Genomic DNA, 25,485 nt, shown 5'->3' with positions numbered 1-25,485 from the left:
CGCCACTTGCATCAGTCATAACGCCTTACTGGCTTATGAAGCCAGTTTGCGCAGCACATAGTGCAGGATGCCGCCGTTGCGGAAATATTCCACCTCGTTCGCCGTATCGATGCGGCACAGCGCGGTAAAGGTGAAGACGCTGCCGTCTTTGCGCGTCACGACGACAGTAACGTCCTGCCGCGGCTGAAGATCGGCCACGCCGGTGATCGTGAACGTGTCGTCGCCGGTAAGGCCAAGGCTCTCGCGCGTCTCGCCGTTCTTGAACTGCAGCGGCAAAACGCCCATGCCGACGAGGTTGGAGCGGTGGATGCGCTCGAAGCTCTCCACGATCACCGCGCGCACGCCGAGCAGGTTGGTGCCCTTCGCCGCCCAGTCACGGCTGGAGCCGGTGCCATATTCCTTGCCCGCAACGACGACCATCGGCGTACCGTCAGCCTTGTGCTTCATCGCCACGTCATAAATGGGCGCGACCTCATCGCCATAGCGGCTCATGCCGCCTTCGATGCCGGGCACCATCTCGTTCTTGATACGGATATTGGCGAAGGTGCCGCGCATCATCACTTCATGATGGCCGCGCCGCGCGCCATAGCTGTTGAAATCTGCCTTGCTGACCTGATGCTCCATCAGCCACTTGCCGGCGGGGCTGTCGGCCTTGATGTTGCCGGCAGGCGAGATGTGGTCGGTGGTGATCGAATCGCCCAGAATCGCGAGCGGCTTGGCGCCGACGATGTCCTGCACCGGGGCGGGTGTCATGCTCATACCCTCGAAATAGGGCGGGTTCGCGACATAGGTGGAGCCAGCGCGCCACTGGTATGTTTCCGAGCCGGTGACGTTGATCGCCTGCCAATGCGCATCGCCCTTGTAGACATCGGCATAGCGCGCCTGGAACATCGCGCGGTCCATGCAGCCCGCCATCGTCGAATAGACCTCGTCGTTGGTCGGCCAGATGTCCTTGAGGTACACGTCCTGCCCATCCTTGCCCTGCCCGATCGGCGTCGTGGTGAAATCCTCGATCACCGTGCCCTTGAGCGCGTAGGCGACGACCAGCGGCGGGCTGGCGAGGAAGTTCGCGCGCACATCCGGCGAAACGCGGCCCTCGAAGTTGCGGTTGCCGGAGATCACGGCGGCGGCGACGAGGCCATTGTCGTTGATCGCCTTGCTGATCGGGTCCGCCAGCGGACCGGAGTTGCCGATGCAGGTGGTGCAGCCATAGCCGACGAGGTTGAAGCCGACATTGTCGAGGTGGGTCTGAAGGCCCGCCTTGTTCAGATAGTCGGTGACGACTTGGCTACCGGGCGCCAGCGAAGTCTTGACCCAGGGCTTGGGCTTGAGGCCCAGCTCGTCCGCTTTCTTGGCGACCAGCCCTGCGGCGACCAGCACACCGGGGTTCGACGTGTTGGTGCAGCTCGTGATCGCGGCAATCATCACGTCGCCGTCGCCGATGGTGAAGTCCTTGCCGTCGACCGGCACACGCGCGTTGGCCTTCTTGTATGTCTCGGCCATGTCCTTGGCGAACACGTCGTCCACTTCCGTCAGGTCCACCCGGTCCTGCGGGCGCTTCGGCCCGGCGAGCGAGGGCACCACGGTGCCGAGGTCCAGCTCCAGCGTGGAGGAGAAGATCGGCTCGATGGCCGGGTCGATCCAGAAGCCCTGCTCCTTGGCATAGGCCTCGACCAAAGCGATCTGGTCTTCCTCGCGGCCGGTGAGGCGCAGATAGTCCAGCGTCTTGTCGTCAATGCCGAAGAAGCCGCAGGTCGCGCCATATTCCGGCGCCATGTTGGCGAGGGTCGCGCGGTCTGCCAGCGTCAGGGCGGCAAGGCCGGGGCCAAAATATTCGACGAAGCGGCCCACCACGCCATGCTTGCGCAGCATGTTGGTGCAGGTCAGCACCAGGTCGGTCGCGGTGACGCCTTCCTTGAGGCTGCCGGTCAGCTTGAAGCCGACGACTTCGGGGATGAGCATGGATACGGGCTGGCCAAGCATAGCCGCTTCCGCCTCGATGCCGCCCACGCCCCAGCCGAGCACGCCGAGGCCGTTCACCATGGTGGTGTGGCTGTCCGTGCCGACGCAGGTATCGGGATAGGCGACGATCTCGCCGCTGGCGTCCGCGCTCGTCCACACCGTCTGCGCGATATTTTCAAGGTTCACCTGATGGCAGATGCCGGTGCCTGGCGGCACGGCATAGAAATTGGCGAGCGACTTCGAGCCCCATTTCAGGAAGTCATAGCGCTCCATGTTGCGCTGATATTCGATCTCGACATTCTGCTCGAACGCCTTGGGGTGGCCGAACTCATCGACCATCACCGAGTGGTCGATCACGAGGTTGACCGGCACCAGCGGGTTGATCTTGCTGGTGTCGCCGCCGAGCTTTGCGATCGCATCGCGCATGGCGGCGAGGTCCACCACGCAGGGCACGCCGGTGAAGTCCTGCAACAGCACGCGCGCGGGGCGATACTGGATCTCGTTCGATGATTCGCTGGGGTTCTTCTGCCAGTCAACCACCGCCTGAATATCGGAAGTAGACACAGTAAAGCCGCCGTCCTCAAAGCGCAGCAGGTTTTCGAGCAGGACTTTCATGCTGAAGGGCAGGCGCGAAACGTCGCCCAGCTTTTCCGCCGCTTTCTTGAGCGAATAGATAGCGTAGTTCTTGCCGCCGACGCTGAGCGTCTGGCGCGTGCCCAAAGAGTCCTGTCCGATTGCTGTCATTGCGCGTTGCTCCCTCGCAAAAGTGCCTGGGCCGGGCCGGATGGGGAGGATGAGTGAGGCAGTCGCGGCCAAGGGGTTCAGGCAATGTTGCAGTACCCCCGGCTCGCCCATGCGCCCCGCCCATCAACCGGCGGTCAAAGCAGGTTAACCTGATGCTGCAGCGCGATAGCGGATAAAGGCCAAAAGTCAACGCGCGGCGGGCATTTACCCACTATAGTCGGATATATAATCGCACGGTACAGCCCAGGCGCAACCGGCATGAAAAAGTCGGGCCGCCCATTCGAGCGGCCCGACCCCGTGCAGGCTCTTGTGCCCGGCCTTCGACCGAGCGAAACTAGCTGATATAATGGGCCGTCGTGCGGGCGGCGATGTCCTCGGCCGTGACACCGGGCGCCATCTCGATCAGCCTGAACGGGCTGTTGTGATCGGGCCGCGCGAACACCGCAAGATCGGTGATCACCATATCCACCACATTCTTGCCGGTAAGCGGCAGGGTGCAGGCCGGAATGAACTTGGGGCTGCCGTCCTTGGCGCAATGCTCCATCACCACGATGATCTTCTTGACGCCCGCAACGAGATCCATCGCCCCGCCCATGCCCTTGATCATCTTGCCGGGGATCATCCAGTTGGCGATGTCTCCCGTTTCGGAAATCTCCATCGCACCCAGCACGGTGAGGTCAATGTGCCCACCACGGATCATCGCGAAGCTCTGCGCGCTGTCGAAATAGGCGGAGTGGGGCAATTCACTGATCGTCTGCTTGCCGGCGTTGATGAGGTCCGCGTCTTCTTCGCCCTCAAAGGGGAACGGGCCGATGCCCAGCATGCCGTTTTCCGATTGCAGCGTCACCGTCATGCCTTCGGGCACATGGTTCGCCACCAGTGTCGGGATGCCGATGCCGAGGTTGACGTAAAAGCCGTCCTGCAGCTCCTGCGCCGCGCGGGCGGCCATCTGGTCGCGGGTCCAGCCCTTGGCGATGCCATCATGCGTCGTCATGTTAAGCGGCCTCCCTGCTACGCGTGGTGCGGAACTCGATCTTCTTGTCATAGGGCGCGCCGACAATCATGCGCTGCACATAGACACCGGGCAGGTGGATGCTGTCTGGGTCGAGGCTGCCAGCCGGCACGATTTCCTCCACCTCCACCACGCAGACCTTGCCGCAAGTGGCGGCAGGCACGTTGAAATTGCGCGCTGTCTTGCGGAACACGACGTTGCCGGTCTCGTCCGCCTTCCAGGCCTTTACCAGCGCGAGATCGGCGACGATGCCGCGCTCCAATATATAATCCTGGTCATCGAAATTCTTCACTTCCTTGCCCTCGGCAACGAGCGTGCCGACGCCGGTCTTGGTGTAGAAGCCAGGGATGCCCGCGCCGCCCGCGCGCATCCGCTCTGCCAGCGTGCCCTGCGGGCAGAACTCCACCTCCAGCTCGCCAGCCAGATATTGCCGCTCAAACTCCTTGTTCTCGCCGACATAGGAGGAGATCATCTTCCTGACCTGCTTGGTGCGCAGCAGCTTGCCGATGCCCTCGTTGTCGATCCCCGCATTGTTGGAGACGAAGGTGAGGCCGGTCACGCCGCTCTCGCGCACCGCATCGAGCAGGCGTTCAGGCAAGCCACACAGGCCAAAGCCTCCGCTGGCGATCAGAATATCGTTCTTCAGCAGCCCATCGAGCGCCGCTGTGGCATTAGGATAGAGTTTTTTCGACATTGCCGTCCTTCCGGTCATGCGAGAAGGGGACCAGATATCGGCCCACACTCATCATTACCAATGATTTATTTTTTGTGATAATCATAATTGATGTCTATCACTCGTATCGCATTTTATCACATCGAGACGGTATTGTGGATAGCGCGCCTAGGCACGTTCGGCGCAGCGGCTGAGCGCCTGAAGACCACCCAGCCTGCCATATCGGCCCGTGTAAAAGAGTTGGAGCATCATCTTGGCACCCGGCTGTTCCGTCGCGAGGGGCGAAGCATGACCCTCACGCCGGCAGGAAGGCAGCTGGTGAGGGAAAGCGAACCGCTGATGGCCCGCTTCATGGGCATATTTCAGACCACCGGGGAAGGGACCGAGGCCCATGGTATCGTACGGATCGGCGCGGGGGAGATAGCGGCCGCAAGCTGCCTGCCCGGCTTTGTGGCGGGCCTTCAGCGAGATTTTCCCAACGTCTCGCTTGAGATTGAAATCGCACTCACCGCAGACCTCATCCAGCAAATACTTAGCGGCAAGACCGACCTTGTCTTCGGTGCCGGGCGTATAGCCCACCCCGCCCTCAAGACCCGATCCATTGGCACGGTTGATCTCCAGCTGCTCGCTAGCCCCGCAAGTGTCGCTGCAATGAAAGTGGGGGCGGGCAAGGATCACTTCCCGATCTGGTCTTTGTCCAGCCACTCGCCGCTCTACCAGATCATGAAAAACGCCATTTCCGCCTCTGGCATGGCCACACGCTCCGTTAACCTGTGCAATAACGCGCGGATGATGATCGATATCGTGATCGCGGGCAATGGAATCGGCATATTTCCGCACTCTATGGTGCAACGACAACTCGAAGATGGCATGTTGGTGCAGGTTCCAGGCGCAACGGATATAGCGCCCGTTGAATTTCAGGTAGCGATCCGCGCTGGCGAAACCGATCCCTTGATCATGGATATATTCGAGCGCGCCAGCCAACTTGACATCAGAGCGCCTCACGCAGCTTGAGCGCGACAGACGGGCCGCCTCAATTAAGGCGACCCGTATCACGATAAGCACAGAATTCTGTTACAAACTGAATACAATTACAGCTTGTTTCCCAGCGCACCTTTTACACCACCGATAGCCTTCTGAGCCTTGCCCTTAATTTCCTGGGCAGCGCCTTGGTCGCGCGTGGCGGGGTTGCTGCTCTGCTGCTTCACCTTGCCTATGGCCTCATTGGCAACGCCTTTGGCCTTATCGATAAATTCACCCATCGTTCTGCTCCTTACGCTTGAGAACGATAGAAAAAATGTCTGGCGTGGGTTTATGGTTCCCTGCGTTGCGACCAAGCGCCGCACAGTGCGACGAACAGCGTCAGATCAAGCCTGCCAGCGGGCTGGACGGGTCCGCATACATGCGCTTGCCCATGCGCCCGGCAAGATACGCCATGCGCCCGGCCTCGACACCCGCCTTCATGGCGCGGGCCATCAGCACAGGGTCTTTCGCCTCGGCAATCGCGGTGTTCATCAGCACACCCGCGCAGCCCAGCTCCATCGCTACCGCCGCTTCGGACGCTGTGCCGACGCCCGCATCGACCAGCACCGGCAGCGATGTGCCCTCCACGATCAGCCGGATAGTCACCTTGTTCTGGATGCCAAGGCCGGAGCCGATCGGCGCGCCCAGTGGCATGATCGCGACCGCCCCGGCATCCTCCAGCCGCTTGGCGGCGATCGGATCGTCGACGCAATAGACCATCGGCTTGAAGCCCTCCTTGGCCAGCACCTCGGTCGCGCGCAGCGTCTCGACCATATCGGGATAGAGCGTGCGGGCCTCGCCCAGCACCTCAAGCTTCACCAGCTCCCATCCGCCCGCCTCGCGCGCCAGCCTCAAGGTGCGGATCGCCTCCTCTCCGGTGAAGCAGCCCGCCGTGTTGGGCAGATAGGTGATCTTCTTCGGGTCGATATAGTCCGTCAACATCGGCGCATTGGGATCAGACACATTGACGCGCCGCACCGCCACGGTGACGATCTCCGCGCCGGATGCCGCCACAGCCGCCGCATTCTGCTCGAAGCTCTTGTACTTGCCGGTGCCGACGATCAGGCGAGAGCGGAAAGTCTTGCCCGCGACGCTCCAGCTATCCTCCGCCACCGACGCCGCATGATCGCCCCCGCCGACGAAGTGCACGATCTCCAGCTCGTCGCCATCCTCGACCATGACCTGCGCCAGCGTCGATCGTGGCACGACCGCGAGGTTGCGCTCGACCGCGATCTTTTCCGGCACGAACCCCAGTTCACTCGCCAGCGCGGCAAGGCTCAGCCCTTCGCGCATCCGGCGATGCTCGCCATTGATCCGGATCGAAATAGTGCCGTCGACGCTCAACCCTAGACCTTCCGTAAAAACAGCCATATTGAGAGCTGGCATATAGGGATGCTTGACGGTGCACCGCAACCGCTCAATCGCCGCCACAGGGGAAAAACATGGCCGAAGACCGGACGATATGGGTGCTGAATGGGCCCAACCTCAATCTGCTGGGCAGCCGGGAGCCGGAAATCTACGGCTATGACACGCTGGATGACATCGCCGAGCGGATGAACGATGTCGCCGCGCGTGCGCATGTCGGGCTGGAATTCCGCCAGTCCAACCATGAAGGGCATCTGATCGACTGGCTCCACGAGGCGGCGGAAAGCGGGGCGCATGCCGTGATCCTCAACCCCGGCGGATTGACGCATACATCGGTCGCGCTGCTCGATGCGGTCCGCAGCATCACCGTGCCTGTGATCGAGGTTCACCTTTCCAACCCGCATGCGCGCGAGGAGTTTCGTCGCAAATCCTATGTCGGCATGGGCGCCAAAGGCACCATAGCGGGCTTTGGGCCGTTGTCTTACATGCTGGCTCTGGAAGCGGCGCTGGAGCTTTAACCGGTTGCGCTCTGCGCCAATCCGCAATAGGCGCAATCGTCAAATATCCTATTTAGAGGGCATATGAACGACAAGACTGACAAGGGCGCAATGCAGATCGACGTTAATCTGGTGCGTGAACTGGCGGACATGCTGGATTCGACCAACCTGACCGAGATCGAGGTGGAGGATGGCGACCGCAAGATCCGCGTCGCGCGCAAGGTTCAGGTGGCGTCAAGCGCACCTGTATACGCCGCCGCCCCCCAGCCCGCGCCCAGCCCCGCCGCTTCCCCTGTCGAAGCCGCGCCCGCCCCCGCCGCCTCATCTGGCAATGCCGTCAAATCCCCGATGGTCGGCACCGCCTATCTGTCCCCTGAGCCGGGCGCCGCGCCCTTCATCCATGTCGGCCATCAGGTGAAGGCAGGCGACACGCTGCTGATCGTCGAAGCGATGAAGGTGATGAACCAGATCCATGCCCCCGCCGCCGGAACGGTGAAGGCCATATTGGTCGAGGCTGGTCAGCCGGTCGAGTTCGATCAGCCGCTCGTCGTGATCGAGTAAAGGCGCAGCGATGGGCATAGAGAAACTGCTGATCGCCAATCGCGGCGAGATTGCGCTGCGCATCCACCGCGCCTGCCACGAGATGGGCATCAAGACAGTAGCGGTTCACTCCACGGCGGATGCGGACGCGATGCATGTGCGCCTTGCGGATGAAGCCATCTGCATCGGGCCGCCCGCCGCGCGGGATAGCTATCTCAACATCGCCAACATCATCTCTGCCGCCGAAATTTCGGGCGCGGACGCCATTCACCCCGGCTATGGCTTCCTCTCGGAGAACGCACAGTTCGCCGAAATCGTCGAGGCGCACGGCCTGATCTTCGTCGGGCCGAAGCCTGAGCATATCCGCATCATGGGCGACAAGGTGGAGGCGAAGCGCACGGCAGGCGCGCTCGGCCTGCCGCTCGTTCCCGGCTCGGACGGGGCGGTGAAAGACATTACCGAGGCGAAGCGGCTGGCGCTCGAAGTCGGCTATCCCGTGCTGATCAAGGCGGCCAGCGGCGGCGGCGGGCGCGGCATGAAGGTGGTGCAGAGCGAGGATCAGCTCGAAACCTCGATCAGTCAGGCAGGCAGCGAGGCCAAGGCGGCGTTCGGTGATGACACCGTCTATATGGAAAAATATCTCGGCAATCCGCGCCATATCGAGTTTCAGGTGTTTGGTGACGGCAACGGCAACGCCATCCATTTGGGCGAGCGAGACTGCTCGCTTCAGCGGCGCCACCAGAAAGTGCTGGAGGAAGCCCCCTCTCCCGTCATCTCCGCCGCCGACCGCGAGCGCATGGGCGGGATCGTCGCCAAGGCGATGGCCGACATGGGCTATCGCGGCGCGGGCACGATCGAATTCCTGTGGGAAAATGGCGAGTTCTACTTCATCGAGATGAACACCCGGCTTCAGGTGGAGCATCCCGTCACCGAGATGATCACCGGGGTCGATCTGGTGCGCGAGCAGATCCGCGTGGCGGAAGGGCGGCCGCTCTCGGTCGCGCAGGAAGATCTGCGCTTCACCGGCCACGCCATCGAGTGCCGCATCAACGCCGAAGACCCCCAGACCTTCGCGCCCTCGCCCGGCACCGTCACCAGCTATCATGTGCCCGGCGGCATGCATGTGCGCGTCGATAGCGGCCTCTATCAGGGCTATAAGGTGCCGCCTTATTACGACAGCATGATCGGCAAGCTGATCGTCTATGGCCGCACGCGCGAGGGCTGCATCATGCGCCTGAAGCGGGCACTGGAGGAATATGTGATCGAGGGGATGAAGACCACCATCCCGCTGCACCAGAAGCTGCTGCGCGATCCTGAATTCCAGAATGGCGATTATACGATCAAGTGGCTGGAAGAGTGGCTGGCGAAGGATAATTGATCCGAAACAGGCAGCTTCGCTGCGTTTCGGATGGCGGTGCCAGCCCGCTCCCCCTCCCGCAGCCGAGTCACGCGCCTCGGCAGCGCTCCCATAAGTTACCCTGTCGGGAGGTTGGGTGGGGGAGCGGGCCGGTGCCGAACCACAAAATGTCATCAAACCGTAATAATTGCGATGAATGGCGCAGCCATGAAACGCATCCTCGCCTCCGAACTGCTCGGCACCGCCCTGCTGGTGGCGACCGTCATTGGTTCCGGCATTATGGCAGACCGGCTCAGCGGCGGGAATGATGCGGTCGCGCTGCTCGGCAATACGGCAGCGACGGCGGCGGTGCTTTATGTGCTCATTTCCCTGCTCGGCCCGATCAGCGGCGCACAGTTCAACCCGGCGGTGACGCTGTTTCTTGAGCGCAGGCATAATCGTGGCGCGATGATCCTCGCTCAGGTGGCGGGCGGGGTGCTGGGCGCGATGCTGGCGCACGTGATGTTCGGGCTGGAGCCGGTGCAGCAGGGCATCAAGGTCCGCGCGACCCCCGGCGAGTGGCTGGGCGAGACGGTCGCCACCTTCGGCTTGCTGCTCACCATCCGTCTCGGCGCACGCTATCGGCCCGATTCTCTGCCCGCGCTGGTTGCGGCATGGATCACGGCGGGCTACTGGTTCACCAGCTCGACGAGCTTTGCCAACCCGGCGGTCACGCTGGCGCGCACGCTGACCGGCAGCTTCTCAGGCATCCGCCCGGTCGATGCGCCCGCGTTCATCCTGATGCAGCTGCTGGGCGCGGGCGCGGCGGTGGCTCTATCCGGCTGGCTCATGAAGGAAGACAAGGCATGAAGGCGACGATCTGGCATAATCCCAACTGCGGCACCTCGCGCAAGACGCTGGCGATCCTGGAGGAGACGCCGGGCGTTGACCTCACCGTGATCGAATATCTCAAGACCCCCTATACGCGCGACAAGCTGGTCCAGTTGTTCCGCGACGCGGGCGTCACCCCGGCACAGGCGATCCGCAAGATGGGCACGGACGCAGAGGAGCGCGGCCTGCCCGAAATGGCGGATGACGCCATCCTCGATGCCATGGCGGCGAACCCCGCATATGTGAACCGCCCGTTCGTGGAGACAGACAAGGGCGTGCGCTTCTGCCGCCCGCAGGATGTCGTGCGCGAGATTTTGTGACACCCGTTGTCACAGTCCGGTAACATTCGCCTGATCTAGCTCTTGCGGAACGCGCCATTCGCGCGTTAGCATCTGCAGCATGAGCAAGGGCGACGAATTGGCGACCATCGCGGTCTATTCCCTGAAGGGCGGCGTCGGCAAGACGACTTTCGCGGTCAATCTTGCCTGGGTGTCCGCAAAAAAGAGCGCGCGCCGCACATTGCTGTGGGATCTGGACCCTCAGGCCGCGGCCACATGGATGCTTTCGGCCAACGCCAAGGGGCGGGACGAGGCGCAGGCGATCTTCAGCAAGGATGTCGATGTCGAGTCGCTGATCCGCCCTTCGACGGTGGAAGGGATAGACCTGATCGCGGCGGATACCTCGCTGCGCGGGCTGGACCGGCTGTTTTTCGAGCTGGGCAAAAAGAAACGGCTGGCGAAGCTGATCGAAGGCCTGTCCAAGCGATACGACCGCATCATCCTCGATTGCCCGCCCGGCCTCACCGAAACGAGCGAGCAGGTGTTGCGCGCGGCGGACATCGTGATCGTGCCGGTCATCCCCTCGCCGCTGTCCCAGCGTGCGCTGGGCGAGGTGGCGCGGTATCTGGTGCAGCGCGGCGATGGCCATTCCCCGATCCTGCCGGTCTATTCGATGGTCGACCGCCGCCGCAGCCTGCATCGCACCGCTACGGAGGAAAACCCGGCATGGCCCGCCGTGCCGATGGCAAGCGCGGTCGAGCAGATGGCCGCGCGCCGCAAACCAATCGGCGAGTTCGCGCCTGCCAGCCCGGCGGCCAAGCAGTTTGCGTTCCTCTGGCAGGCGATCGAGCGGCGGCTGGCGAAGCGCTGAACCACGGTTAGCCGCTCACATATGCACGAAGGCGCGCAGCATCAGCGCAGCCATGCCGCACAGGCCCAACATCGTCACCACCCCTATACGCCAGACGAACAGCAGCACAAAGGCCAGCGCCGCCAGCGCAATCGCCGTAAGATTGGGGCTGTGCAGATCCGGCACGATGAAGCGCAGCTGGCCATAGTGGACCAGACCGACCCGCCAGAACAGCACATGCAGCGCAAACCACAGGGCGACATTGGCGATCACGCCGACCACCGCGGCCGTCAGCGCCGCCAGCCCGCCCTGTAGCCTCTTCGCATGCTCCAGCCGCTCGATCCACGGCGCAAATGTGAAGATCCACAGGAAGCAGGGCACGAACGTCACCCATGTCGTCACCAGCGCGCCCAGCATACCTGCCACCAGCGGCGAAAAGGGATCGGGCAGGCGATAGGCGCCGAGAAAGCCGACGAACTGCGTCACCATGATCAGCGGGCCGGGCGTGGTTTCGGCAAGGCCTAGCCCATCGGCCATCTCGCCGGGGCGCAGCCAGTGATAGGTCTGCACCGCCTCCTGCGCCATATAGGCGAGCACCGCATAGGCTCCGCCGAAGGTGACGACCGCCAGGCGCGAAAAGAAGGCGGCGATCTGCATCAGCACATGGTCTGGCCCAAGCATGATTGCAATGGCAACGAAAGGCAGCGCCCAGGCGCCGATCAGAAGCGCCGCGATCCGCATTGTGCCCGATATACGCGTCGGCGCCGACGCTACGCCGCCTTCAGACGCGACCTTGAGCGTCAGCCATTCGGGTCGCCACGCGGCGATGATCATGCCGATTGCGCCAGCGCCCAACACCACCACCGGAAAGGGCAGATTGAAAAAGAACACGGCAATGAAGGATGCCACGGCAAGCGTCTGCTTGAACGGGGTAGTGAGCGCCCGCCCCGCGATCCGCAGCACCGCCTGCACCACCAGCGCCAGCACCGCCGCCTTGATGCCAAGGAACAGCGCCGTGAACCATGTCACCCCTGCCGCCAATACATAGATGATCGACAACGCCAGCATGACGGCTGCGCCCGGCAGCACGAACAGACTGCCCGCCGCCAGCCCCCCGCGCACCCCGTGCAGCCGCCAGCCGATCCAGGTCGCGAGTTGCTGTGCCTCTGGACCAGGCAGCAGATGGCAGAAGTTCAAGGCGCGCAGAAACTGATCCTCGTTGATCCACTGACGCTCGGCCACCAGCTCCTTGTGCATCAGCGCGATCTGCCCCGCCGGGCCGCCAAAGCTGACCAGCCCGATCCGCCCGAATACGCGAACTATATCTCTGAAAGATGGATTTTCCATGCGCTCCCCCCAGCCGAAACGGCCGTGATATGGCGCAACGCTTGGGCTGAAACGCCTGAGCGGGAGGTTGCCTCACCCCGCTGAGGCATGCATATCGGCTCGGCGCACTGATCGCAAGAGCAAGAATAGAGTTCAGAGCAGATGCGCCCTATGGCGGCGGGCTGCGGCATCGGGAGGGAGATTGCCTCGCGCCAGCGCACTTGCCGACGAGAAGGGCAGGTGTTGCACACAAAAATCCCCCTCAAGCACCGCCTGAGGGGGAATAATTGTTCGGGATGGGGCGATATGCCCCGCCCTTTTAGCCCTGAATCAGACTACGCCGCCGACCTGGGCCACGTCCACCTTCACGCCGGGGCCCATCGAGGAGCTCAATGCGATCTTGCGGACATATTTGCCCTTGGAGCCGCTCGGCTTCGCCTTGACGATGGCGTCGACGAACGCGTCGAAGTTCTTGCGCAGGTCGCCCTCGGCGAAGCTCGCCTTGCCGAGGCCAGCGTGGATGATCCCCGCCTTCTCGACACGGAACTCGATCTGGCCGCCCTTTGCCGCCTTCACCGCTTCGCCGACATTGGGGGTGACGGTGCCGAGCTTCGGGTTCGGCATCAGCCCCTTGGGGCCGAGCACCTTGCCGAGACGGCCGACGAGGCCCATCATGTCCGGCGTGGCGATCACGCGCTGGAAGTCGATATTGCCGGCCTGGATGCTTTCCAGCAGGTCTTCGGCGCCCACGATGTCCGCGCCTGCGGCAGTCGCCTCGGCGGCCTTGTCGTTGCGGGCGAACACCGCAACGCGCACGGTCTTGCCGGTGCCAGCGGGCAGCGTGACGACGCCGCGCACCATCTGGTCCGCGTGGCGCGGATCGACGCCGAGGTTGATCGCGACCTCGACGGTCTCGTCGAACTTCGCGGTCGCATTGCTCTTGATCAGCGCAATCGCCTCATCGACGCCATGCAGCTTGTCACGGTCGATGCTGGAGGCCAGTGCCTTTGCCTTCTTGCTGAGCTTTGCCATGTCCTTAGCCCTCCACCACAGTGAGGCCCATCGCGATAGCGGAGCCTTCAATGATCTTCGTTGCGGCCTCGATGTCGTTGGCATTGAGGTCGACCATCTTCGCCTGCGCGATTTCCGCGAGCTGGGCGCGGGTGATCTTTCCGGCGGAAACCTTGCCCGGTTCCTTCGACCCGGACTTGAGGTTCACGGCTTTCTTGATCAGGTAGGTGGCCGGCGGCTGCTTGGTGATGAAGGAAAAGCTGCGGTCGGCATAGACGGTGATGATCGTGGGCAGCGGGGTGCCCTTGTCCATCTTTTCCGTCTGCGCGTTGAACGCCTTGCAGAATTCCATGATGTTGACGCCGCGCTGGCCCAATGCCGGGCCGATCGGCGGCGAAGGATTGGCGGCGCCCGCGGGCACCTGGAGCTTGATATAGCCCGTAATCTTCTTAGCCATGTGTCACTCACTCTATAGATGGGCCGCCGCGCGCTTTGCGCGCCTTGGCCCGGTTCAAGTTTAGCGGTGATAACGGGGAACCTTGCGGCGCCCCTCCCGCGCTGGCACGCGCCTCGGAATCACGAGGCGCGGACCAGCAGCGCCTATAGCAGCTGGAACAGAAAAGAACAACCTTGGAATTCAGCCAAATTCTGTGCCGATGTTCACCAGCGCTGACTGCGGCTGATACAGCTTTTCAGCCTGTTGGTGAAGCGCCGCCCGGTCTCTTTGCGGTTCCGGTGCTCCGCCAGTCTTTTCACCCGCTGGTGATATTCCTCGCCATAGAGAACCGGATGAAACATAGCCGGTCCTCCGCTCTGCGTGAGGAAGCCCTCATAATCTGCCGCGCTGAAGCTCTTGTTATACTGAAAGAATTCGCCGTCGTAGAGGGTGTCGCCATATTCATTGATGTCGGCGATGCTAAGCCCGGCATGGTGCGCGGTCGTCGCGACGAATATCTCGTCGTTCGGCCATAATATTCTGCGCCACCATTGCCGGCTGTGCTCCTGCCGCTTGGCCTGCAGAGAATCAATCGCCCGACCAGACAACCGCGTGACTGGAAAAAAGCAGGAATATGGCTTGGCATCGCGGGCCAGCGCAAAGTTGTACCAATACCATTTGGGATCGGCGCTATTGAACAGCGCAGACAGAAAATCGACATCGACCCCGGCAAAACTCTCAAAAAATGCGTGGATGCGGGCAGGAGAAAACCGGACATCATGCTCAATAAGCCAGATATGGCTGTATTCCGGGTGCTGCCGTCGCGCCAGATAATAGACGTAATCGCCGCAGCGCCATGCGAAGTTGCCGGGACAATACAGCCCCATCTGGCATAATACATCGCGGTCTACACGGATGGCTCCGGTCTCTTCGCCTTCCGCAAGATAGCGCGAATCCAGTGCCGGAAAAACCGGCAAGCCGCTAGCCGCGCGCAACTCTGCTATGAAATGCGCAAGAGGCTCGCTCCACCGCGTTGCGCGAACAATAATCGCCGAATTCTGGATGGCTGCACAGCCATTAGAGTTCGACGCAGCGGTCACTTCGCCAGTTCGACATCCTCGAACGCCAGCTCCAGCGGCGTCGCGCGGCCAAAGATGGAGATGGAGACCTTGACCCGGCTCTTGTCGAAATCCAGCTCCTCGACGGTGCCGGTAAAGCTGGCGAAGTTGCCGCTCGTCACCTTCACCTGATCGCCAATCTCGTAGTTGACCGAAATCTTGTGCTTGGGCGCGGCGGCGGCTTCTTCCTTGGTATTAAGGATGCGCGCGGCCTCGGCCTCGGTGATCGCCTGCGGCTTGCCCGAAGAACCCAGAAAGCCCGTTACTTTCGGGGTGTTCTTCACAAGGTGATACACATCGTCGTTCATGGCCAGCTTCGCCAGCACATAGCCGGGGAAGAACTTGCGCTCGGACTGAACCTTCTTGCCACGACGCACCTCGGTCACGGTCTCGGTCGGCACTTCCACCGATTCGACGAGCTGGGAAAGGCCAAGCCGCTCAGCCTCGGAAAGGATCGAGTCGCGGACCTTGTTCTCAAAGCCCGAATAGGCATGAATGATATACCAGCGCGCCATAGTGCTCCGTTCCAATACCCCAGTTTCGCTCACGCCTGACCAGAAGCCAGATTGAGCAACATCGTGACCACCCAGCCGAAGAAGCTGTCGATCCCGAAAAAGAACAGGCCCAGCACCGTGGTCATGATCAGCACCATCACCGTCGTCACCATCGTCTCGCGCCCGGTGGGCCAGACGATCTTGCGCGCCTCAACCTTGACCTGGTTGAAAAATTCGCCGGGATTGGTTTTCGCCACGCTTAAACCTACCTGTTCCATACAAACACCAAACCGCGAAGCGACACGCTCCCCTCCGGTCCCTTATGGCCGGATAGAAGCCGCCTCTTCGCGACATACTTTGCCTGCAGCGGTTTCCAGGCTGCCGGATGCTGCCATCCGGCTGGAAATCGCCCAAGCATCGCCCCCATAGTCTTACGCCACAAAAAGCGCAAGTTTGGCAGGAGTGGAGGGACTCGAACCCCCGGCATTCGGTTTTGGAGACCGACGCTCTACCAGCTGAGCTACACTCCTGCACTTCGGCCAGCGAAGGGGCGTGCCTTAACCGCGCACACGCGCAAAGGCAACCGGAAATACCCCCTTGGAACGGCGGAGCGGCTCTGTCACACAGGGTGGGCATGATCCTAGATCCGCTCCTGCTGCTGCGCGCCTATGCCATCGGCGTCTTTCCGATGTCGGATGACCGGGACGCGGACGAGATTTACTGGGTGGAGCCGAAACAGCGCGCCATTCTGCCGCTGGATGGATTTCACCTCTCCCGCTCGCTGGCGAAGACGGTGCGGACGGAGCGATTCCGCGTCACCGTCAACGCAGATTTTCGCGGCGTGGTGCAACTGTGTGCCGAGGCGGCGGCGGACAGGCCCACCACATGGATCAATCACGCCATCGAGGCAAGCTATGCCCAACTCCACCGCCTCGGCTTCGCCCATTCGGTCGAGTGCTGGGAAGGGGATGCGCTTGTTGGCGGGCTCTATGGCGTGGCGCTGGGCCGCGCCTTTTTCGGCGAGAGCATGGCCTCGCGCCGCACGGATGCCTCCAAGGTCGCGCTCGCCTGGCTGGTGGCGCGGATGCGGCTCGCTGGCATGACCCTGCTCGATTGCCAGTTCATGACCGATCATCTGCGGTCTTTAGGCGCGATCGAAATCAGCCAGCGCGATTACCGCGCGCTGTTGGATGTCGCGCTGTCGGGCATTTCACTCGCCGACGAATCGGCGCTGTTGTCTGCTGGGCCGGGGCCGGAGGCGGCATCGGCGTTCGCGCCGGACCTGTCACCCACTTTAACCGTATCGGGGCCGGTATCGGGCCATTTCATCGCGCAGCTTCTCACCCAGACATCATAGACCGGGTGTTGCACCACATTGCGCTCTGGCCGTTCGCGGAACACCCAGCCTGAGAAGACGCGGCGCCATTCTTCCTTGCGCGGGGTGCGCACATCGAGCTGGACGAAAGCACCCACCTCTTTCTCGCCCTCCCACGGCGCGGTCGCCTCGCAGGCGCGAAGCCGCACGATGGCGTCGTTCACGCGCAGCGCCTGCCCAGGCTTCATCGTGAGGTCGCGGGTGAGGCCATTGCGCTTGTTGAGCAAACCGATCACAGCGACCCGCTGCGCCATCGGCGTGACGCCCGCCATATTGCTCAGCGCCTCGGCGGAGAGCGGGCTGCCATCGGCAGCAACCGGCCGAGAGGCATTGCCCTGCGGAAGCTGGTCTGCGCCCTCGCCACACCCCGCGAGCGTGGCGACAAGGGCAAGCAGCGGCGCGGTACAGCTCTTGGCGCGCAGGCTCAAGCTTCGGGCGTCCATGCCTCATAATCTCCGGTCGCCATCGCGCGCTTGCCGCCCTGCTCGATCGCGCCGCGCGGGCGATAGGCCTGCGCCGTGCCGGTCTGGTTCGGCGTGAAATCCTTCTCCCAGATGCGCGGGGGCGGCAAAAAGCTCTCCGGCGGGCCATCGATGCTGCCGTGCAGCCAGCCATGCCATTCGGCAGGCACGCGACTCGCGTCGTTGGAGCCGTTGTAGATCACCCAGCGGCGCGGATTGCCATGGACATCCTTGCCGCCTTCAAAATAGGCATTGCCCATATGATCCTCGCCTACCCTCGTGCCTTTCATGGCCGAGAAGAGCGAGGTGCCGATGGTGGCGCCTTCCCACCAGGTGAAGATTTTCATGAGCAGTCCCATGAGGCGCGGATTAAGCTGCTTGGGCTGGCTTGGCAAGTGCGGATGCAGGATCAGGCAGGGCAGAAGCTATCGGCCTGCGCGCTGGGTTTCGGCTCAGCCTCCTGCGCGCAGCGACCCCACAGCACCCTGTCTCCCTCCCTTATTCCCAGCCGCCCCGCATCGCCGCCGCGCAGCTCCAACACGCCCGCCACCGGATCCTCGGCAAACAGGGGCGTACGGTCATTGGGCTTGGTGTTAGCGATAATGCGGACGATCCGCGCGTCCATGCTGATGAAGATGAGGTCGAGCGAAGTCGGCGTGTCCTTCATCCAGAAGGCAGGCATGCGCGCGGGCAGCATGGGGAAGAGCATGCCGTCACCGGGCGACAGGTCCGTGCGGTGCATCAGGCCGCGTTCCTGCTGCTCCTTGGTCAGCGCCAGCTCTATCGAAAGGCGGGTCGGCGCGCGGCCATCCTGATGCCGGATCACCACCGGCACCTTGGCGAGATGCTGCCCCGCACTGGCCGCCTCCGCAGGTGGCGCGCTGGCCTTCTCCGCTGCGGGCGAACAGGCGAGCGTCAAGGCACACAGGGCCAGCACAACGGCGGATACTCTCATTCTTCGCTCCGTTCAGGGAATATGCCGGGCGCCGCCTCAACCCAGGCGCGCGCGGTCGCGAAGTCATGGCCCGCACGCACGAACGCCGCAATCTGTTTTTCCCGCACCGCCCGGTCTGCCTGCTCCAGCGCATAGGGGCCGATGCGCTTCTTGCGGGCCAGAGTATTTGCCGCATCCCATCGCCCGGCCTGCGCTTCGTCCAGAGCGGTGCCGCGATCATCCTCCTTGATGCCGTCCGCCGCCAAAGCGCCCCTGATCCGCCCGGCGCCCAGCCCGCGGCGCTGCATCGCCGCGCCCTTCATCCGCGCATAGGCGGCATCATCAAGATAGCCAAGCTCAGTAAAGCGGGCGGCCAGCGCTGCTATATCCGGCTCCTGCTCCTCCGCCCAGCCGCGCTCCTTGAGCTTGCGGGAGAGGTAGCGCTCCAGCCGCGCGGCGCTGGTCGCAAAGCGCCCGACATAGGCCAGCGCCAGATCGCGGAGGGCGGCTGCGGTGAGGGCCGGTCGCTTGTTTTGGACGCTATATCGTGGCATGCGCCACTTTTGTGCCACAGTCGCGTCTGAATTTGAACTTGTGTTATGCGCTAAAGACTAGAACCATGCCGAAAATGGCTGCATGAGCCATGAAGGTCGCACATGAAGGGACACAGTTTGGCCGGGAACGACATGACAGACAGCGCAGTGATGACGCGGCCCGACGTGGCTTCTGCCGCCGCTGCGGATAGCGGCACCCTGCGTCCGCTGCCCACGCTGGACACCCTGCCCCGCCGCTTTTCTGACTTTGCCACAATGGGCGAGGCGCTCGATTATGCCGCGTCTGGCACACGCGGGTTTAACTTTCATGACGCGCGCGGCAACCTTGCGCACCCCTATTCCTATGCCGCATTGCGCTCTGACGCGCTTTCCTGCGCCTATCGCCTGATCGCGCATGGCATAAAGCCGCAGGATCGCATCGCGCTGGTCGCGGAGACGGGCGCGGACTTCGCGCAGATGTTTTTCGGCGTCATCTATGCGGGGGCATGGCCGGTGCCGCTGCCGCTGCCCACCAGCTTTGGCGGCAAGGAAAGCTATATCGACCAGCTTTCCGTACAGCTTCAGAGCTGCGATCCCAAGATCTTGTTCTACCCCGCCGAGCTGGCCGAGATGGCGGGTGCCGCCGCTGCGGCCAACGCTGTGGAAGGTCTCACATTCGAAGATTTCATCGCGCGCGCGGCCGCGCCCTGCGCCCTGCCGCAGGCCAGCACAGACGACATTGCCTATCTGCAATATTCGAGCGGCTCGACCCGCTTTCCCCATGGCGTCGCCGTCACCCACAAGGCGCTGCTGTCAAACCTTGCGGCCCACAGCCACGGCATGCAGGTGCAGGAGAGCGACCGCTGCATAAGCTGGCTGCCGTGGTATCATGACATGGGGCTTGTCGGCTGCTTTCTCTCGCCGGTCGCCAATCAGGTGACGGTGGATTACCTCAAGACAGAGGATTTCGCCCGTCGCCCGCTGGCCTGGCTTGATCTCATCAGCCGCAACGAGGGCACCTCGATCAGCTATTCGCCCACCTTCGGCTATGACATTTGCGCGCGCCGCATGTCGAGCCAGATGAAAGCGTCCGATCGGTTTGACCTGTCGCGCTGGCGGCTCGCGGGCAATGGCGCGGACATGATCCGCCCCGATGTGATGCAGAGCTTTGTCGATGCATTTGCCGATGCCGGGTTCTCCCCCAGCGCCTTCCTGCCGAGCTATGGGCTGGCGGAAGCGACGCTGGCCGTCACCATCATGCCGCCGGGCGAGGGCATCATGGTTGAGCTGGTGGAGGAGACGGATCTTTCCGGCGGAGACGCGGCGGAAGGGCGCCCCCAGCGTTATCGCGCCATCGTCAACTGCGGCAAGCCGGTGAAGGATATGATCGTCGAAATCCGGGAGGAGGACGGCACGCCGCTGGCCGAGGGGCAGATCGGCAAGGTATGGACTACCGGGCCGTCCTTGATGGTCGGCTATTTCCGCGATGAAGCGGCAACGCAGGCCTGCATGGCCGATGGCTGGCTCGACACCGGCGACATGGGCTATATGTCTGGCGGCTATCTCTACATCGTCGGCCGCGCCAAGGACATGATCATCATCAACGGCAAGAACCACTGGCCGCAGGATATCGAGTGGGCGGTAGAGCAGCTTCCCGGCTTCAAGCAGGGTGACATCGCCGCTTTCGCCATCACCACGCCGGGCGGGGAGGAGGCACCCGCCGTGTTGGTGCATTGCCGCACGTCTGATACCGAGGAACGCGCCAAGCTGCGCAACCAGATCCGCGATCGGGTGCGCGCGATCACCGGCATGAACTGCGTGGTGGAGCTGATTCCACCGCGTACCCTTCCGCGCACATCATCGGGCAAGCTTTCGCGCTCCAAGGCGCGCACGCTGTATCTGGAAGGTGAGATCGTACCCTACGATATCGCAGCCTAGAGCATCACGCCAAAAAGTGGGAACCGGTTTTTGGCAAAAAGCGATGCAACAACAAAAAGATAGAGCGCGCGCCTTGCGTCAGATTTAACGCAGCGCGCTCTAGGGGCTGTGTGGGATTCAGTTCAGATGGAACGGGAGCCGCAGGCGACCGCAGGGCAAAAGCGGGATTTTCGAGCATCTTGAATCGAGGCACGTGACTCGTTCAACGCAGCGTACTTAAAGGTACGTGAGCACCGAAGCGCAGAAAATAGCGCTTTGCAGGCCCATATGGGCTGAATCCCCGCAGCCCATAGGTGGCATCGTAAAAGGCGCGCATATCGCCCCTGCGCCTATAAATCCCTCAATATCCGCGCAAAAAAAGGCCCGCCGGATAGCGGGCCTTTCCTTTAGGATTAAGCCCCGCGCCATAATGGCGCAGGTGCGCGATCAGGCCATAATGCCTTCCGCCATGTAGGCAGAATAGGCGTTCGAGATGATCAGGGTCTGAACCGTGCCAGCGCCGTCATCGAACACCAGACGCAGCGCGTCGGTCGAGCCGACCTGCGACGCCGTGATCGAAACGCCAACCGCCGTTTGCATTGCGGTGTACAGGCCGGCCCAGCTCGAAATCTGGATATGGCCATTGTCGCCAATGGCGTTGGCGCCTGCCGAATCGCTGAAGGTGCCGGCAGCAAAGCCGTCAAGCGCCAGACGATCGCCCTCGGCGAAGTTCAGGTCGAGGATCTTGTCGGTGTCCGCGCCATCAACGATGTCGCTGATGTCGATCTTGAAGATGTCTGCACCCAGGCCGCCGAACAGCGCATCGTTGCCTGCGCCGCCGTCAAGCGCGTCATTAAACTTGCCGCCGCGGAGGCTGTCGTCGCCATCGAGGCCCTGCATGTTGCTGCCATCTGGATCGTCCGTCGCGCGAACAATGCCACCAACGTCGCCATTGCTTACGTAAGTCTTGTGTCCATCGAGAGTGAGTGCCATGATCGTGGTCCTTTCAAAATGAAATCATTGAGGTAGTCGTAGTGTGCGCGACCATGCTTTTTGTGCTAACGCAGCATTAGCCAAATTTCAGGCAAAAGAAAATAGCCGCCACGCAAAAATCTGCGCGGCGGCCATTGGAAAATTTACTTTTCAGTGCAACCTGTATCAGATTGATACAGATTGTGTCAGCGCCCCGTCTCAGGCAGCGTAGGCGACCTTAACGGCAACGCGGCGACGGCGCATCGAGTAGCCAATTGCACCCATGCCCAGAATCATCATTGCCCAAGTTGACGGCTCAGGCGCCGAGGCGAACGTCACCGTGCCAGCATAGCTGCCGAGCGCCTGCGCGAAGCCCTTGATCGTGAGGGTCTGCGATCCAGCGGCGACAGGCTGATTGAGCAGTTCCTGCAGCTCTACCGTGCCGGAAGACACAACCGAGAGAATAACGTTGTTGAAACGCACCGAGTTGGTAGCGAAATTGACGTTGGTGCCTGGGCCGCTCTGGGTCGAGCCAAGTACGACCGACGCCGTGCCAGCCATCGGGAAATTGAAGGTATATGTATCAACGAACTTGCCCGAACCTGCCCCCGGCGAATTGCCGAAAGGAATCACCAGAGTAAGCGCGTTTGCAGCAGCAGGGGCCGCGATGGCAACCAAGGCGCCAACCAGGGCACCGGCATATTTACGCTTGAGTTCCATGAGCTTACTCCCACCTGTTCGATTTCGTGTTCCATAGCGCGCCATTGGCAATGGCTAACATCCATGGTTACCTAATACAGTTAACTTAGCGTAAAAAATTGCGCAGCGCAACATGACTGTAACAGGTTTTGTCGTGCGGGGACTACATTCTGTCCTATTTTGAGACCGTAACAGCCCCTGTGGGACGATGTGCCGCAGCGCTATTTGCGGAACAGGCTCGCCAGCTCGCGCGGCTGAATCGGCACTGGGCCACCCTCGGCAGCCGCAGCAGAGCGCGATACCGTATCGGCACCCGGATTCTCGCCATCGAAGCGCACCCAGCCGCCCGGCCCCAGCCGCTCCATCGGCTGATAGCGCACTTTATATTGCATCCGCTTCGATCCCTCGACCCAATAGCCGAGATAGACATAAGGCAGGCCCGATTTGCGGGCGCGCAGGATGTGATCCATGATGATGTAGTTGCCCATGCCGGGGCGTATCTCCGGGTCCGGCTCGAAGAAGCTGTAGATCATAGACAGGCCATCGCCCTGCCGGTCCGTCAGGCACGCGCCGATGAGCTTGCCGGGCGAGCCATCCCGCGTAGGCTCGCGATATTCGATGACATAGCTGTCTACCGGCGAATGTTCGACCATGTCGGCATAATCCAGCTCATCCATCTCGGTCATGCCGCCGCCGGGATGGCGGGTGTGGAGATAGCGCTGAAGCAGCGCATATTGTTCATCGGTCGACCATGGCTTGCACACACTGACCACCAGATCGCTGTTGCGCTTCAGCAGCTTGCGCTGGCTCGCGTTGGGCGCAAACTCGTCCGCCACCACGCGCACAGAGACGCAGGCGGCACAATCCGCGCAGGAGGGCCGATAGGCGACATTCTGGCTGCGGCGAAAGCCGATCCGGCCCAGCGCGTCGTTCAGCTCGCTCGCATTGTCACCGGAAAGCTCGGTGAACACCTTGCGTTCGCTCCGGCCCGGCAGATAGGGGCAGGGGCTGGGGCTGGTGACGAAGAAACGGGGGAAACGGAACGGCGCGGTCAACCTGGTGTCACCCTCTCAATAAACCCTTGCGAACGACAGCCAACCTGCGCCGCATACCCCATAATGCCGGGCATCCGCCGCCATTAAAAGGGGGTTTACCAGAAAAAGATTTACGGAGTATTTTCAGGCGTTTCCGGGAAGGATAATTATGGTTCGCCAAATAACCTTTCCGGCTTCACTCCCAGAATGGCGGCCAGTTTTCCAAGCATCTGCACGGTGGGGTTGCCCTCTCCGCGCTCTATCCGCCCCAGATGGCGCATGGCGATGTCCGCCTCACCGGCGAGTTGCTCCTGCGTCAGCCCCCGCTCCTCCCGCAAACGCCTGATATTCGCGCCAACTATGCTGCTCCAGTCCATGGTCGCGACAGTGGCTCTTGCCACGCGCTAATCTAGGACTTATATGTCCTATTTCTTAAAAGCTGTGGGGGCTGACAGGTCTATGGCGCACAATCGCCCGCAGGAGAAGGCGCAAGGCAAACCGACACGAGGCTCTGTCCTGCTCCATATAGAGGCCGCCCTCCTGGCGGTGGCGCAGCTATGGGCCTGTCTTCAGGCAATGGAGCGATTGCTGATGTGAGGCGGGCGATGCGCCGTTACAGCACAGACCCTGCCCTCAGCTCCGGCTCCCTCTTGGCCCCTTGCGCGTGCCCGAAATGGTCAGGCGGTCAAAAGCATAGCCCGCGTCAGACAGCGCCTGCTCCAGCGCCATGGCTGCGGCGGGATCCTTGATCTCATATTCGATCTCGGTCGTAGTGCTCTTGGCGGACGGCACGCCGAACACGCGCTGGTGCGCCACTTCGATGATGTTGGCATCGAAGCGGGTGAAGATGCCCGCCACCTCCATCAACGCGCCCGCCTTGTCTGGCAGGATGATCGACAGCCGCCCGATCTTGCCGGAGCGGGCAAGGTTGCGCAGGATCACGTTGGCGAGGAAGCGCGGATCGATATTGCCGCCGGTCAGCACCACGCCGATGGTCCGCCCGGCGAACTCAGGCCGGGGGTTGCCATCCTTGGTCGGCAGCAAGGTGGCGAGCGCGGCGGCCCCTGCGCCCTCCACCACGGTCTTCTCGATGTCGAGCAACAGCGAGATCGCCGTCTCGATGATCGATTCGTTGACGATGCGCATCTCGTCCACCACGCCCATCACGAAACGGGAGCTGAGCTGGCCGGGAAATTTGACCGCGATGCCCTCCGCCAGCGTATCCCCGCCGCCGTCGATCTGCTTGCCGGTCTTCATGCTATACAGCGCGGGATAGCGGTTTGACTGTACACCGATCACGCGGATATCCGGGTTGATCGCCTTCGCCGCGACAGCGCAGCCGGAGATGAGGCCGCCGCCGCCGACAGGGATCACCAGCGTGTCGATCCCCGGCGCATCCTCCAGCATTTCAAGCGCGACTGTCCCCTGCCCCGCGATCACCGCCGGGTCATCGAACGGGTGGACATAGGTGAGGCCGCGCTCCTGCTCCAGCTCGCGGCTATAGGCGTTGGCCTCGTCGAAATTCTCGCCATACAGCACCACAGTCGCGCCGTGGCCCTGCGTCTGGCTCACCTTCACCGTGGGGGTGGACTTGGGCATCACGATGGTGACAGGCAGCCCAAGCCGCGCGCCATGATAGGCCAGACCCTGCGCATGATTGCCCGCCGACGCCGCGATCACGCCGCGCGCGCGCGCCTCGTCGCCCAACAGCAGCAGGCGATTGAGCGCGCCACGCTCCTTGTAGGCGGCGGTGAACTGCAGGTTCTCGAACTTCAAATACACGTCCGCGCCGACGATCTTCGACAGCGTCTTGCTCAGCAGCGTGGGCGTGCGCACGATGGAGGCGCCGATCCGGGCATGGGCCGCGCGCACGTCGTCAATCGACACCGGTAGGTTGTTCGCCGCCAGCGTGTCAACATCCTGAAGGCTCGCACCCTGTGCCATCTGGCTCCATGCTCCGTATCAAAAACCGATTTGCAGCAACCGCTCTAGTCTCCGGCTCCC

Annotated in this window: 29 protein-coding genes, 1 tRNA gene and 1 pseudogene; 10 read left to right on the top strand and 21 right to left on the bottom strand. The window is 62.4% G+C overall.

Annotated elements, in window-relative coordinates:
• Positions 1–33: 33 nt before the first annotated feature.
• The 3 genes from acnA to EQG66_RS03890 all read right to left on the bottom strand — a co-directional run bounded on the left by acnA (position 34) and on the right by EQG66_RS03890 (position 4,412).
• Positions 34–2,706 carry an aconitate hydratase AcnA gene (acnA, locus tag EQG66_RS03900; protein WP_129403214.1) on the bottom strand — a complete coding sequence of 891 codons (2,673 nt, stop codon included), beginning with the start codon at positions 2,704–2,706 and terminating at the stop codon, positions 34–36.
• A 334-nt stretch (positions 2,707–3,040) separates the two neighbouring features.
• A complete protein-coding gene (locus tag EQG66_RS03895) occupies positions 3,041–3,700 on the bottom strand; it encodes a CoA transferase subunit B (RefSeq protein ID WP_129403213.1) in 660 nt (219 codons plus the stop codon).
• Position 3,701: 1 nt separating this feature from the next.
• Positions 3,702–4,412, bottom strand: coding sequence for a CoA transferase subunit A (locus EQG66_RS03890; protein ID WP_129403212.1), 711 nt, complete (start codon positions 4,410–4,412; stop codon positions 3,702–3,704).
• 90 nt (positions 4,413–4,502) lie between these two features.
• Between EQG66_RS03890 and EQG66_RS03885 the strand changes: the two genes are divergently transcribed.
• Positions 4,503–5,405, top strand: coding sequence for a LysR family transcriptional regulator (locus EQG66_RS03885; protein WP_129403211.1), 903 nt, complete (start codon positions 4,503–4,505; stop codon positions 5,403–5,405).
• Between the two features lie 77 nt (positions 5,406–5,482).
• Here EQG66_RS03885 and EQG66_RS03880 read toward each other — a convergent pair whose 3' ends face one another.
• Both EQG66_RS03880 and thiS read right to left on the bottom strand, forming a co-directional pair.
• Positions 5,483–5,653 (bottom strand): CsbD family protein, encoded by a 171-nt coding sequence (locus tag EQG66_RS03880; protein WP_129403210.1) that lies wholly within the window; start codon positions 5,651–5,653, stop codon positions 5,483–5,485.
• Between the two features lie 100 nt (positions 5,654–5,753).
• Positions 5,754–6,758 (bottom strand): sulfur carrier protein ThiS, encoded by a 1,005-nt coding sequence (thiS, locus tag EQG66_RS03875; RefSeq protein WP_129403287.1) that lies wholly within the window; start codon positions 6,756–6,758, stop codon positions 5,754–5,756.
• A 98-nt stretch (positions 6,759–6,856) separates the two neighbouring features.
• Between thiS and aroQ the strand changes: the two genes are divergently transcribed.
• The 6 genes from aroQ to EQG66_RS03845 all read left to right on the top strand — a co-directional run bounded on the left by aroQ (position 6,857) and on the right by EQG66_RS03845 (position 11,192).
• On the top strand, positions 6,857–7,297 hold the full coding sequence (gene aroQ, locus EQG66_RS03870) for a type II 3-dehydroquinate dehydratase (RefSeq protein WP_129403209.1): 441 nt from the start codon (positions 6,857–6,859) through the stop codon (positions 7,295–7,297).
• 63 nt (positions 7,298–7,360) lie between these two features.
• A complete protein-coding gene (accB, locus tag EQG66_RS03865) occupies positions 7,361–7,837 on the top strand; it encodes an acetyl-CoA carboxylase biotin carboxyl carrier protein (protein WP_129403208.1) in 477 nt (158 codons plus the stop codon).
• A gap of 10 nt (positions 7,838–7,847) precedes the next feature.
• Positions 7,848–9,194 (top strand): acetyl-CoA carboxylase biotin carboxylase subunit, encoded by a 1,347-nt coding sequence (accC, locus tag EQG66_RS03860; RefSeq protein WP_129403207.1) that lies wholly within the window; start codon positions 7,848–7,850, stop codon positions 9,192–9,194.
• A 186-nt stretch (positions 9,195–9,380) separates the two neighbouring features.
• Positions 9,381–10,022: an aquaporin gene (locus EQG66_RS03855; protein WP_245987840.1), complete on the top strand. Its 642-nt coding sequence runs from the start codon at positions 9,381–9,383 to the stop codon at positions 10,020–10,022.
• Entirely contained in the window at positions 10,019–10,363 is a 345-nt protein-coding gene (locus EQG66_RS03850; RefSeq protein WP_129403205.1) for an arsenate reductase family protein, read from the top strand. The genes EQG66_RS03855 and EQG66_RS03850 overlap by 4 nt, the downstream gene beginning before the upstream one ends.
• 79 nt (positions 10,364–10,442) lie before the next feature.
• Entirely contained in the window at positions 10,443–11,192 is a 750-nt protein-coding gene (locus EQG66_RS03845) for a ParA family protein (protein WP_129403204.1), read from the top strand.
• Positions 11,193–11,207: 15 nt separating this feature from the next.
• Here the strand turns inward: EQG66_RS03845 and chrA are convergent, their stop codons facing one another.
• The 7 genes from chrA to EQG66_RS03810 form a co-directional block, all read right to left on the bottom strand.
• Positions 11,208–12,518: a chromate efflux transporter gene (chrA, locus tag EQG66_RS03840; RefSeq protein WP_129403203.1), complete on the bottom strand. Its 1,311-nt coding sequence runs from the start codon at positions 12,516–12,518 to the stop codon at positions 11,208–11,210.
• A gap of 309 nt (positions 12,519–12,827) precedes the next feature.
• Positions 12,828–13,529: a 50S ribosomal protein L1 gene (gene rplA / locus EQG66_RS03835; RefSeq protein WP_129403202.1), complete on the bottom strand. Its 702-nt coding sequence runs from the start codon at positions 13,527–13,529 to the stop codon at positions 12,828–12,830.
• Between the two features lie 4 nt (positions 13,530–13,533).
• Positions 13,534–13,965, bottom strand: a complete 432-nt coding sequence (gene rplK, locus EQG66_RS03830) for a 50S ribosomal protein L11 (protein ID WP_129403201.1) — start codon at positions 13,963–13,965, stop codon at positions 13,534–13,536.
• A gap of 203 nt (positions 13,966–14,168) precedes the next feature.
• Positions 14,169–15,044: a hypothetical protein gene (locus EQG66_RS03825; protein ID WP_164975576.1), complete on the bottom strand. Its 876-nt coding sequence runs from the start codon at positions 15,042–15,044 to the stop codon at positions 14,169–14,171.
• Positions 15,041–15,577, bottom strand: coding sequence for a transcription termination/antitermination protein NusG (nusG, locus tag EQG66_RS03820; RefSeq protein WP_129403199.1), 537 nt, complete (start codon positions 15,575–15,577; stop codon positions 15,041–15,043). Before nusG ends, EQG66_RS03825 begins: the two co-directional genes overlap by 4 nt.
• 29 nt (positions 15,578–15,606) lie before the next feature.
• The gene (secE, locus tag EQG66_RS03815; RefSeq protein WP_129403198.1) at positions 15,607–15,813 is read right to left on the bottom strand and encodes a preprotein translocase subunit SecE; all 207 of its coding nucleotides are present in this window, start codon (positions 15,811–15,813) and stop codon (positions 15,607–15,609) included.
• A gap of 197 nt (positions 15,814–16,010) precedes the next feature.
• A tRNA-Trp gene (locus tag EQG66_RS03810) sits at positions 16,011–16,086 on the bottom strand.
• 104 nt (positions 16,087–16,190) lie between these two features.
• Between EQG66_RS03810 and aat the strand changes: the two are divergent.
• A pseudogene (aat, locus tag EQG66_RS15515) lies at positions 16,191–16,709 on the top strand (leucyl/phenylalanyl-tRNA--protein transferase); the annotation flags it as partial.
• Between the two features lie 20 nt (positions 16,710–16,729).
• Here the strand turns inward: aat and EQG66_RS03800 are convergent.
• The 4 genes from EQG66_RS03800 to EQG66_RS03785 are packed head-to-tail and all read right to left on the bottom strand — an operon-like array spanning position 16,730 to position 18,880.
• Entirely contained in the window at positions 16,730–17,374 is a 645-nt protein-coding gene (locus EQG66_RS03800) for a DUF2155 domain-containing protein (RefSeq protein ID WP_425470213.1), read from the bottom strand.
• Positions 17,356–17,751: an NADH:ubiquinone oxidoreductase subunit NDUFA12 gene (locus EQG66_RS03795; protein ID WP_129403196.1), complete on the bottom strand. Its 396-nt coding sequence runs from the start codon at positions 17,749–17,751 to the stop codon at positions 17,356–17,358. Before EQG66_RS03795 ends, EQG66_RS03800 begins: the two co-directional genes overlap by 19 nt.
• Before the next feature lie 50 nt (positions 17,752–17,801).
• The gene (locus EQG66_RS03790) at positions 17,802–18,347 is read right to left on the bottom strand and encodes a DUF192 domain-containing protein (RefSeq protein WP_129403195.1); all 546 of its coding nucleotides are present in this window, start codon (positions 18,345–18,347) and stop codon (positions 17,802–17,804) included.
• Positions 18,344–18,880, bottom strand: a complete 537-nt coding sequence (locus EQG66_RS03785; RefSeq protein WP_129403194.1) for a regulatory protein RecX — start codon at positions 18,878–18,880, stop codon at positions 18,344–18,346. Before EQG66_RS03785 ends, EQG66_RS03790 begins: the two co-directional genes overlap by 4 nt.
• Before the next feature lie 150 nt (positions 18,881–19,030).
• On the opposite strand from EQG66_RS03785, the gene EQG66_RS03780 reads away from it, so the two are divergent.
• On the top strand, positions 19,031–20,797 hold the full coding sequence (locus EQG66_RS03780; protein ID WP_129403286.1) for a fatty acyl-AMP ligase: 1,767 nt from the start codon (positions 19,031–19,033) through the stop codon (positions 20,795–20,797).
• Positions 20,798–21,223: 426 nt separating this feature from the next.
• On the opposite strand, the gene EQG66_RS03775 is transcribed toward EQG66_RS03780, so the two are convergent.
• From EQG66_RS03775 to EQG66_RS03760, 4 genes are all read right to left on the bottom strand, one after another.
• Positions 21,224–21,769 carry a calcium-binding protein gene (locus EQG66_RS03775; protein ID WP_129403193.1) on the bottom strand — a complete coding sequence of 182 codons (546 nt, stop codon included), beginning with the start codon at positions 21,767–21,769 and terminating at the stop codon, positions 21,224–21,226.
• A gap of 198 nt (positions 21,770–21,967) precedes the next feature.
• Positions 21,968–22,468, bottom strand: coding sequence for an FxDxF family PEP-CTERM protein (locus EQG66_RS03770; protein ID WP_164975575.1), 501 nt, complete (start codon positions 22,466–22,468; stop codon positions 21,968–21,970).
• 200 nt (positions 22,469–22,668) lie between these two features.
• Positions 22,669–23,502, bottom strand: coding sequence for an arginyltransferase (locus tag EQG66_RS03765; RefSeq protein ID WP_129403191.1), 834 nt, complete (start codon positions 23,500–23,502; stop codon positions 22,669–22,671).
• A gap of 146 nt (positions 23,503–23,648) precedes the next feature.
• Positions 23,649–23,882 carry a helix-turn-helix domain-containing protein gene (locus EQG66_RS03760; RefSeq protein ID WP_245987838.1) on the bottom strand — a complete coding sequence of 78 codons (234 nt, stop codon included), beginning with the start codon at positions 23,880–23,882 and terminating at the stop codon, positions 23,649–23,651.
• A 58-nt stretch (positions 23,883–23,940) separates the two neighbouring features.
• On the opposite strand from EQG66_RS03760, the gene EQG66_RS15270 reads away from it, so the two are divergent.
• Complete coding sequence (locus tag EQG66_RS15270) at positions 23,941–24,078, top strand: hypothetical protein (protein WP_164975574.1); 138 nt, start codon at positions 23,941–23,943, stop codon at positions 24,076–24,078.
• 36 nt (positions 24,079–24,114) lie between these two features.
• Here EQG66_RS15270 and EQG66_RS03755 read toward each other — a convergent pair whose 3' ends face one another.
• Positions 24,115–25,425 (bottom strand): threonine ammonia-lyase, encoded by a 1,311-nt coding sequence (locus tag EQG66_RS03755; RefSeq protein ID WP_129403190.1) that lies wholly within the window; start codon positions 25,423–25,425, stop codon positions 24,115–24,117.
• Between the last annotated feature and the right edge of the window lie 60 nt (positions 25,426–25,485).

This window comes from Sphingobium fluviale (assembly GCF_004122115.1).
GTDB classification, from domain to species: domain Bacteria; phylum Pseudomonadota; class Alphaproteobacteria; order Sphingomonadales; family Sphingomonadaceae; genus Sphingobium; species Sphingobium fluviale.
The sequence above is the reverse complement of the archived record's forward strand: the minus strand, read 5'-3'. Positions and strand labels throughout refer to the sequence as shown.